General features: G+C 61.0%; 5 protein-coding genes. 4 read left to right on the top strand and 1 reads right to left on the bottom strand.

Annotation, left to right across the window (positions count from 1 at the left end):
- Positions 1-9 precede the first annotated feature (9 nt).
- Positions 10-258: a DUF2442 domain-containing protein gene (locus MJD61_07070; protein MCG8555036.1), complete on the bottom strand. Its 249-nt coding sequence runs from the start codon at positions 256-258 to the stop codon at positions 10-12.
- Positions 259-854: 596 nt separating this feature from the next.
- Between MJD61_07070 and MJD61_07065 the strand changes: the two genes are divergently transcribed.
- The 4 genes from MJD61_07065 to MJD61_07050 all read left to right on the top strand — a co-directional run bounded on the left by MJD61_07065 (position 855) and on the right by MJD61_07050 (position 9,770).
- On the top strand, positions 855-3,902 hold the full coding sequence (locus MJD61_07065) for a DEAD/DEAH box helicase (GenBank protein MCG8555035.1): 3,048 nt from the start codon (positions 855-857) through the stop codon (positions 3,900-3,902).
- Entirely contained in the window at positions 3,902-6,298 is a 2,397-nt protein-coding gene (csx17, locus tag MJD61_07060; protein ID MCG8555034.1) for a type I-U CRISPR-associated protein Csx17, read from the top strand. The genes MJD61_07065 and csx17 overlap by 1 nt, the downstream gene beginning before the upstream one ends.
- A 14-nt stretch (positions 6,299-6,312) precedes the next feature.
- Positions 6,313-7,656, top strand: a complete 1,344-nt coding sequence (gene cas7u, locus MJD61_07055; protein MCG8555033.1) for a type I-U CRISPR-associated RAMP protein Csb1/Cas7u — start codon at positions 6,313-6,315, stop codon at positions 7,654-7,656.
- A gap of 305 nt (positions 7,657-7,961) precedes the next feature.
- A complete protein-coding gene (locus MJD61_07050) occupies positions 7,962-9,770 on the top strand; it encodes a hypothetical protein (protein MCG8555032.1) in 1,809 nt (602 codons plus the stop codon).
- Positions 9,771-10,049 lie beyond the last annotated feature (279 nt).

Genomic DNA, 10,049 nt, shown 5'->3' with positions numbered 1-10,049 from the left:
TACCGGATGTCAGCGGTGCACTGGGCGGCGTGCCAGGCGCTCGTGCAACGCATCCGGCGCCACGTCGGCACCGTTGGGCCACACGGGCGCGCCCCACGCCGAGAGCTCGACTCGAGCAAAGAAGACCGCGTCGCGTAAGGGCGCGAAGATCGGACCCACGAGGCTGTCGGTCATATCCCACTCACCTTTCACACCATCGGAGAACTCCGCATACAAACGATGGGGATGCCGAGCTTCCACGTACACGAGCCGTTCCATGGTTACTCCAGCGGCAAGTGACAAGGCGGTACCCGGGGTCTGTGAGTCAGTGGTGGCTGCGAATCTGCCGACTAGGGCGCCGCTTGACAACCCCCGGGGAGGTACTAGCTTGCGGCACATGAATCTACTGAACTTGATGCGAGCTACTAAGGGAAAAGATGATGTGGAAGGCGCATTCCGATTTGGTGCGTCCCTCCAGGTCGCTCTAGGCCCGTGGGATCTGGTTCTTTCACTCTCTCGCCGCGTGAGCCGCTCGGCTCTCCCGCCCCCCGATAGCTTGCGCGACGGCTCTTCCGTAACCAGACCATGACTCGCCTCCCAAAGCCAGCGGCCCCATTGAAGCATGCGAGCTACCAAGGGCCGCAGAGCAAGTGCTGCCTGTTTCCGCTGGTTTCTTTGGGAGGCACCCGACCGCCTCCGCGATTCTCACTGCGACGCGCGAGGGTGACGAGCGATGACCGGCGCAGCTCCGATCGACGCGTTCGGGATGGGGGCGAGACCCTCACCGAATTCTCGCCCACGCGATCGCGAGCGATACGCGCGTGTGACATCTCGGGGGGTACAAGCCGCTGCGTCTGTCTGCATGGAGCCGCACGATGACCAGCTTTGACAAGTTCTTTGCTCGTGCAATGGGCTTCGAGTCCGAGCAGGAACATTTGCCCTACCAGAAGCGGCTCGCACTCGAGGACCCGCTGCCGTCGCTGGTGGACGTACCAACTGGTATGGGAAAGACAGCAGCAGCGCTCTTCGCGTGGGTCTGGCGCCGGCGCTTTGCCGGAGAGTCGATCCGAAACAAGACGCCTCGCCGACTCGTCTACTGCCTTCCGATGCGGGTACTGGTCGAGCAGACGTACGGCGAGGCCATAAAGTGGCTCGACCGTCTCGGCCTGCTGGCTGGCTCCGCTAACTGGACCGAACGCGACACCGATGGAGCACCTACCAAGCGAGCCAACTTGAAGGCGGCCGACGGGCGTCGCGGCTACGAAGCCAACCCTAACGCATCCAAGACCGCAAGCGGTTGGGCGTCCAAGAACGGCGATCAAGGACAGCGCCCGATAGCCGTGCACTTGTTGCTCGGCGGTGAGCAGAAATCCGATTGGGCGTTGTGGCCGGAGCGGGACGCCATCCTGATCGGCACACAGGACATGCTGGTCTCCCGTGCGCTCAACCGTGGCTACGCTGCAGGGCGGGCGCGGTGGCCACAGGAATTCGGGCTGCTCAACTCCGACTGCCTGTGGGTGTTTGATGAGATCCAGATCATGGATACCAGCTTGGCGACTAGCCTCCAGTTGGATGCTTCGCGACGCAGTCTGCGGCTTCGTCCGAACCGCGGTGCTTTTCCGGCTGAGAAAGCGGACCCCCTCGCGAGGCCGTGCCATTCGCTCTGGATGAGCGCCACGATGGCGAAGCATTGGCTGGAACGCGCGGTGGATTGGTCGGGGCATGTCGATGCTGCATGGAAAAACCGGCACGAACTGTCGAAACCAGAACGAACAGATAGGGACCTGCGCAGCGGGCAGCTCTTCGATATCCAGAAGTCGCTTTTCAAGGCATCGATCTCCGCCCTGGAGAAACCGAAGACCAAAGACAATCGTGCGGACAAGGCAGACGCGCAGCGGAAGCAAACCGAGTATCTGAAACGGGTAGCAGAACACATCACCAAGACCGGGGCCGCATCAGGGTTGACGCTGATCATCGTCAATACCGTGGACCGTGCAACAAGGCTCTTCGAACTGCTGCGTAAGCAGCCGGATTTCGGTGACGGCACCATCAAACTTATCCACTCTCGTTTTTGTCCGCGCGAGCGTGAAGAGTGGTCCGGCTTCTTGCTCCGGAAGGATAGCGAAAAGCGCGTCCTGATCTCGACGCAGGTGGTAGAAGCAGGCGTCGATCTGTCGGCCACCGTACTCTACACGGAACTTGCCCCGTGGGCATCGCTAGTGCAGCGATTTGGTCGTTGTGCCCGCTACCCTGGTGAAACCGGCCGGGTGTTCTGGCTCGATCTCGACCTCGGCACAGACAAGTCACCTGTCGAGCACTGGGCCAGACCCTATTCTCGCGCTGAGATAGTCGCTGCCCGCCAGAAGCTAGCGGAACTAGGAGACGTGGGTCTCGCCTCGCTGAGTACGATCAAGCAAGCGATCGACACGGAGTCAAATGGGAAGCAGGCCAGTCGGCTTTTCCCCTATGAGCCCCGCTTCGTCCTGCGGGACAAGGACCTGTTCGATCTGTTCGACACCACGCCCGATCTGACCGGAGCCGATGTCGACGTCGCCCGCTTCATTCGCGATGGCGAGGAGCTCGACGTCCAGGTTTTCTGGCGTGACCCGGAGGATGATCCCTTTTTCACCAAGCAAAATGAGAAGGACTTGAAGCAGCCGCTCAAGAAGCTGCGACCGCAGCGCCGTGAACTCTGCCCGGTGCCGTTTCCGCGGCTTCGCGAAGAACTTCCTGTCCTGAGGAAGGCTGGGAGAATCTGGCGGCGGCACTATCGAAAAGGCTGGCAGCTGATCGATTCACGGGACACCGAGCTGGTGTATCCCGGCCAGGTCTTTCTGTTGGAAGCCTCTTGCGGTGGCTACTCCACGGAGCTCGGGTGGACCGGCAATCCCCGGGATTCTGTCGATCCGGTACCCGTAGAAGACATCGACAACAAGGCAGACGCCTCGACAGACACTGATGACTCGGAGGACCTGAGCGAAATCAGCGGTTGGCTCTCCATCGAAGAGCACTGCCGTGACGTGGGACGACAGATGGCCGATCTGCTGGAGGACGCGGGGCTGTCCGACTCCGAGCAGAAGGTCTTGTTGATCGCCGCGCGGCTCCACGACTGGGGCAAGGTTCACGAAGCTTTTCAGGCGAAGCTGAAGCCGGACCTTCTCGCCCTCGCCCAGAAACGTGATCTCGGCGGGCAACCGGCTGCCAAGGCTCCTGATGGGAAGGATCGCCAAACGGGGGAGCGTGACGAGGCCAAGAATGCCTGGCGCCGAGACAAGATTCGCCCGCGACCGAGCGACACGTCCGAAGCCGACAACGACAAGCGCCGCCCTGGCCATCGCCATGAGCTCGCTAGCGCGCTGGCTATCTTGGAGACGCTCTGCACTGCCCAGCCGACACACGAGGCGTTCTCTTGGCCCGAAGGACTTGATAAGTTGCTTTTTGGAGACACAGATGACCACTCCTCGCCAGCAATCTCCGCGGAGCATCCGCTCGCACTGGAGCTTGCGAAATTGTCGACGGACGAACTGGACTTGCTCATCTACCTCGTCGCTTCCCATCACGGCAAAGTTCGCATGTCCCTGCGCAGCTCCCAGGATGACGAGCTTGAAGACGTCCCGGATCCCTGCCCATCGGACAAGCGTCAGGCTCGCGGCGTCCGCGATGGCGACCTTCTTCCATCATGCCGGGTCCCGGCAGCGAACCTGCGCGAATCCGCCGCAATCGACGCACCAACCGTGATCGTGTCGCTCGACCCCATGGAGCTGGGTCTATCGCGGCGTTACGGCACTTCATGGCGCGAGCGAACGCAGTTACTGCTGGAACGTCTGGGACCATTCCGGTTGGGCTACCTGGAATCTCTGCTGCGCGCCGCCGACTGCCGCGCAAGCAAGGAAGAAGACGAGCGCGGAAGGAGACGCCCGTAGTGACCGGCCACGTTCTTGAGCTCCGCGGCTGCACGCCTGAGCCGCTCGGAAACTACCTCAAAGGGCTGGGGGTCTTCCGTCTCATCGCCGAACAGGCGGATCCCCAAGCTCGGGCATGGTGGAAGGATGGGGTGCTCGTACTTCACACGAAGTGGTCGCAGAAGGAACTGAGCGACTTTTTCTTGCAGGGTATCGGTGACGAAAGCACCCCGGTCTACTGTCCAACTCCCGTCTTCGCTCCGTGGGGAGGGCGTCCCGGATTCTACGCGGACGGAAACGAGAGAGCGAAAGCCCGGCTCGAATCGTTGCGACAGATCAGCCCTCCAGGGCGGTTTGCGATGGCGCAGCACGTCGTGAAGGTCACGGACGAAGTGCTCGCGGACCATGGCTGGTCGAACGTATCCAAGAAGAAGCGAGCGGAGCTGAAGGCATCGATCATCGCGGCCATGCGAAACGCCTGGAGTGAGTCCGGGATCGACTGGTTCGACGCGTGCCTTGCTCTTGAGGAAGATGCTCGATTCGGCTTCTTGTATGGCACCGGCGGAAATGAGGGGAGCGCCGATATCACGAATAACTTCTGGGAATTGATCGAGGAGACGATTGGTTTCCCGAACCAGAGACAGGATTCCGGCGCGCTCCTGGCGGCTGCTGTATTCGGTGCCTCGCGAGTTGGAGGTACGTCCAGAACGGCGGGCCAGCATTTCCCTTTTGCAGCTGGCTCGTCCAATTGCGGACAAGTCTTCTTCAGTTCCGCCTCCACGAACCCGTGGGACGTCGTGCTGATGATGGAGGGGGCTGTGCTTTTCTCCGGCGCCACTACGAAGAGATTGTCGCAACTAGGTAAAGGCAAGGCGGCATTTCCGTTCATGATCGATCACCTGGCTACGGGCGAACCTTCGGCGTCGCTCAGAGACGAAGCCAAGCAAGATGCGCAGATCACTCGGTGTCGCGCGGAATTCTGGATGCCACTCTGGTCCTCTCCGACTTCTCTGCCAGCGATTCGGGCTCTGCTTGCCGAAGGCCGATTGCAACGCCCGTCGGGACAACACACCGAACATGCGTTGCACGCGATGGAGGCGATCAAGTCTCTGGGCGTGTCGCGTGGAGTCAGTGCTTTCCACCGTGTTGCCTTGTTCGAGCGACGTGGCAAGGGCTACTACCTGTCTTCGTCGCTGGGTTTTCACTCTGCAACTCGTTCTTCTGCTCCATTCGGGATTGAGCTGGTTCGGCTCGACGAGTTTCGTGACCAAGCATACCGCGAGCTTCGTGAAGGACCGGGTATTCCAGACCGCGTCATGCGGGCGCGGCAGCGATTTCACGTGGCCATGGCCACGTTATTCGATCGCGACGAACAGGGAATTACTCGGATAGCCGATGCGCCACTCGAGGTCGTCGTCGGTGCGGCTCGCCTAGAACGTGAAGTCGCGTCGCTCAAGGACCGGGGAAAGCTGCTCACCCCCTGTCCCTCGCTCGGGTGGAAGTTTCAGCGAGTTGACGCTCTGGCCACGGACTATCAAATCGCCCGCGCCATCGCCGGAATCGCTGCATGGGGCGAAATCTCTTCCGAAGGCCGGTTGGTACCTGCCGTTGAGTCGATCCGTGCCAACTTGCTCCCGGTACACCGGCGAGGAAGGATCTGGGCTTGGGACGAAACGAGCCGCAGCGCTGTCTGGTCACCTGGAGCATCGCTGAACGCCAATCTGGCCGCCGTGCTGCGCCGACGGTTAATCGACGCGGGCCGCGGATCGGGTAGAGGTCTTCCTCTCTGGAGCTCGTACGGTGCCGGCTTCGAGGACCTGCTTACCTACTGGAACGGTGAGGTTGATGAGGATCGTCTAACGGATCTCCTTCACGGCCTCGCGCTAGCAGATGCCGGCAACTGGAGTGAGTCGAGGGTCGACGATCGCCAGTGGCGTGATGCGCCAACTCCCGACTTACAGACCGGCGCGGTTTGGTTCGACGCGGAAGGTCAGGCGCGCTCGAACTTCGGTTCTGTTGACTGGAACGGACGCCCGCTACTTTCGAAGGATAGCCTGCGCGCCGCGTTCGAGCTGCCTCGCATCTACCACTTGCTGAAGCTCTGTTTCCTCGGGGGACGACTGCCACACCGACCGCTGGAGGGACGAACGAGCCCCCGAACCGGTGAGGAACCGTTTCCGCCATCCTGCCTGGACGTGTTCATGCTTCTTCAAGCCGGGCGCCTTTCCGATGCCGCGCAGCTCAGCGCGCGCCGCCTGCGCGCGAAAGGCTACCCGACTGTGCTGCTTGACGACGACCTACAGACGTTAGACATGGACCTCGAACAGTGCCGGCGACTTGCCGCCACGCTGCTCATCCCCGTTCGCCAGCCCGGCGTCTGTGCGGCGCTCGCGATCAGACCCCAAACGAACCGCTGAAAGGAGAACCGCACATGCCCCTCGATCTCACTCCCCTGGACTCCGCTTCCCGCTTGCTCGTAGAAGCAACCCTACAGGTGGCGCCTGGTTCGGGCGGGCGCTTTCAGCCGACTGGCTTTCCGGACCTCGGACCAGCGCTTTACAAGGGAGTTCGCCCCCTAGGGAACGACGGTGATGCAAAAACCGGGGGGACGGAGCTGGTGGACATGCTGCTGATCGAGTCCGTCCAGTCGATGGCGAACCGACTGGAAGAGGTGTGTCTTCAGGGAGAAGACTACAACACTGACTGCCAAGGTGTCCCTTACGTGCGGGTGCTCGATGGTCACGGTAACAATGCGTTTCTCACGTCATCGGTTCGTGAACCACACCGGCTTGCGTCACCTTACGTACTCGGAGCGAAGCGAAACGGCACGCCGTACAGGGATGAAATCAGAACAGCGCTGGGAGCCAACAAGCAGCGGCCAGTCCACATCTGGAAAATGGTTCCAGAGATGTTCGAACGCGATCCGGGCTGTGTCCTGCACGGCGTGTTTCTCGAGGAGATCGATGGACGCATTCGCCTGCCGCGGCTCGTTTCGGCGTACATCGAAGCAGCCACGCCCAATCAGGCAAACTCGGGTGGAGTCTACCGCGGCGAGGTGACGGCCAAGGACAATATCCCCTATTCCAAACAGGAGTTCACGTCACACGCGATCACGGCATCGTTCATCTTCCACCTTTCCACACTGAAGGGATACGGTCTGGAGGAACCGAAGAACCGGTTCCTTCAGGCCTGGGCGTTGTACAAGATCGACCGGTTTGTTCATGAACATCTCCGGCTCAGGACGGCCTGCGAGTTCGACGTTGCCGAGCTGAGCGTAACCCTCGACGGGAAGCCCGCCGATCTCGGCAAGGGGAAAGGAACGTGGCCGTCCTCAGACGATGTCTTGGCCGCGTTCACGGCGGCACGAGACGCTTGCTTCCCAGGAATGACGGAAGGCGATGAGTGGGCGCAACGCGGGGTCACAGTTATCACGTACGCAGTCGATGTCAGCGGCGAAGAGGCCTTGCCGGAAGATGTCACAGCAGAAGCCTTTGATTTGGATGGATTTACGGAACGCGCCGAGGTGAAACAAGTCACCAAGAGTAAGGGAAAGAAGAAAGGGACTTTCAATGCCTTGGTTGTCACCGGGGAATGGCCGGACGAAGATCAAAGAGCACTTCTGGAAAAGAATCCAGAGAAGAAAGAAGCCGACGACGGCGATGAGATGGATAACCCTGCTCACGAAATCGTAAAGAGGGCGCTGAAAAAGTGGAGCGACGCGCGGAGAAAACTCCAGAAGAAGATGGCAGGGGCTGAGGACGACGGATCTCGGTAATGAGCCTCTCCATCTCCATCCGGTTTCTGACCGGGCGGGCGCACCTGCATCCCTGGCAGACGCACCATAGCGAGGGACGAGTCGAGTGGCCGCCGTCGCAGTGGCGGCTACTTCGAGCGCTCGTTGCCGTTGCAGGACGAGGTCTGACTTCCCTTCCCTATCCTGATGATGCGCCAGCATCGAAACCCGACCTGAAAGTTGCGGTCGACGGGTTGGCGTCCCTTTGTCGGCGGGGTGTATCGGCAGATGCGAAGAAAAAGCTCACCTTCTCGAAGGCAAAGCGAATCTTAGTTTTGAAGGTTCAGATGACGGATACCGAGGCAGACGCTTGGAAGGCTGCCAATCCAAGCGGGACGTTCGCAGACGCTCTCGAACGACTTCGAGAATTGGCGACAGCGCCTCAACCGGTGGCGATGGCCGATGTCGCCTCTGATGAGATCCCAGTGTCTCGCCTCGGACGACTGCTGCATGAGCTCACCGCACCGCCCACGATTTGGCTCCCGAAGGCCAGTGGCGGGCACACGCGGCAGTACTTCCCTATTCACGAGGGCGGGAGAGTGAAGAACACTGGCTCGGCGGTGTTCGACACGTTCGCCACGCTTAGGAAGGACCAGCCCGCACTGTTTCACTGGCCTTACGTCGAACTCGACGAGCACCAACACTCGGACCTGCAACTGCTGCTGGGCCGCTTGACGTATTTTGGTCGTGCTGAGTCCTGGTGCCGGGCCGAGGCCCACACCTGTGTGCTCGAAGAGATCGAGGCGAGCGGAACGTATCGCATGGTTCCCGGTCAGACCCATTGGGAATGCGTATGCCTAGAGGACGGGAACCACCGAAGCCCAGCAGGCAGAGAGTACCGCGAGTACCTTCTTGAACGCCGGCTCGCGCCCGCCAGGGAGCTTCAGGAGGAAGTCGCGGACCTATTGCCACGAACGAAGCGATCCGACGGTAAGAGCCGCAAGGAGATCGAGTCCTTCAGGTCGATGTTGCGCGGCGAACCTCTCGAGAAATTGGTACTGAGATGTCTGCTCCGCGAATCCGGTCAGGACATCAGGGATGGACTGGAGCGACCCATCGGGACGCGTTGGGTGCACTATGCTGTGCCGCGTGCCGTCTTCGATGTCCCACGGCCGAAACCTCAACCGTACCCTCGCAAGTCGGAGACCGTCGATCTCGTTCGCTACACGCTGAACACTGCCACGGCTCATCGCCCCGTGCTGCCTCCGCTGACCGATACGCTCCTGGTCGCGGACAAGTTCCGCAGCGCCGCGATGGCCGTTTGCGGAAGGCCTGGTCGAGCGCTTGGTGGCCGGGAAGGGGGCTCGCCGTGCCGAGACCATCGGCACGCCTTCTGGTGGCCGCTCGACGAGGACGACGACGGCTTCATCGACCATGTCATGGTGTGGGCGCCTGGTGCGTTCGAGCAGCATGAAGTGGACGCCCTGCGGAGGCTCACAAGGCTTCGCCAACGTGGCGGCAGGCCGGACTTGCTCGTATCGCCGACTTACGTCGGGCGAGCATCTGTATACGCGCCTTGGAATGGAAATGGCGCCACAACGTTCGTATCGACGACACCGTATTTTTGCCCTCTCCATTTATCCCATGGCAAGGCGAGCAGCGGGCGCACGCGGCCCATCACAAAGGTGATTCGCGAGGGCCTGCTCGCACAGGGCATTGCCGATGAGATCGCCGATATCTCGGAGCTGGTATTCGACTACGCCCGGGACCAACTGGTAGCTTTGCAGGGAGCCCTCGCCGCGGGCGCACTGCAGGAGCCAGCACCTCCCCGTCAGTATTTCCCAATAGGCGATCCTCCGTCGCTCTGCCCGGCGTTGCCTCGACCGACATCGATTGCTTCCGAGAGATTTCAGGGCGCCTGCTTGAAAGATCCGGACTCCGGCTTCTCCTTCGGGTCGTCGATAGGTCTCCACGTCGACGGGGGGAACCGGTTCATCCGTGCAATGAGCTTTTGCCAGCGCCGACGGAACTCACAGGTTAAGGGATACGGGCGAATGCTGCTGATCCGCTTCAAAGCTCCTCGCTCGCCGCGACCGTTTGCGGTTGGGGATCAATGTCATTTCGGTCTCGGATTGTTCATTCCTGTCGCTAAGTAGCTACCAGAGTTTATTTGGACACCCAGGTAGGCGGCTAACGATGTGAGGAAGTCAGTCCCTACCATGGCGGCAGGATATTAAGGACACCCATAGTCTCCCATAGTCTAGACAACGGCGGTGCAGGGTGCCATAGAGGAACTGCGATGACGGTGGCTCGTGCGGAGCAGGTGAGCGTGGATGCGACGCCCTGGTATCATGTGATATCCCGCTGTGTGCGGCGGGCGTTCCTGTGCGGGCAGGACCGGTACTCGGGGCGCAACTTCGACCACCGCAAGGTCT

The organism is Pseudomonadota bacterium (assembly GCA_022361155.1).
Lineage (GTDB): Bacteria > Myxococcota_A > Polyangia > Polyangiales > JAKSBK01 > JAKSBK01.
Note: the sequence above shows the minus strand (reverse complement) of the source record. Positions and strands in the feature narration are given on the sequence as shown.

Bases quoted from the DNA above. Each gene is read 5' to 3' on its own strand.
- MJD61_07070 (MCG8555036.1), bottom strand. From the start codon at position 258: ATGGAACGGCTCGTGTACGTGGAAGCTCGGCATCCCCATCGTTTGTAT.
- MJD61_07065 (MCG8555035.1), top strand. From the start codon at position 855: ATGACCAGCTTTGACAAGTTCTTTGCTCGTGCAATGGGCTTCGAGTCC.
- cas7u (MCG8555033.1), top strand. From the start codon at position 6,313: ATGCCCCTCGATCTCACTCCCCTGGACTCCGCTTCCCGCTTGCTCGTA.
- MJD61_07050 (MCG8555032.1), top strand. From the start codon at position 7,962: ATGACGGATACCGAGGCAGACGCTTGGAAGGCTGCCAATCCAAGCGGG.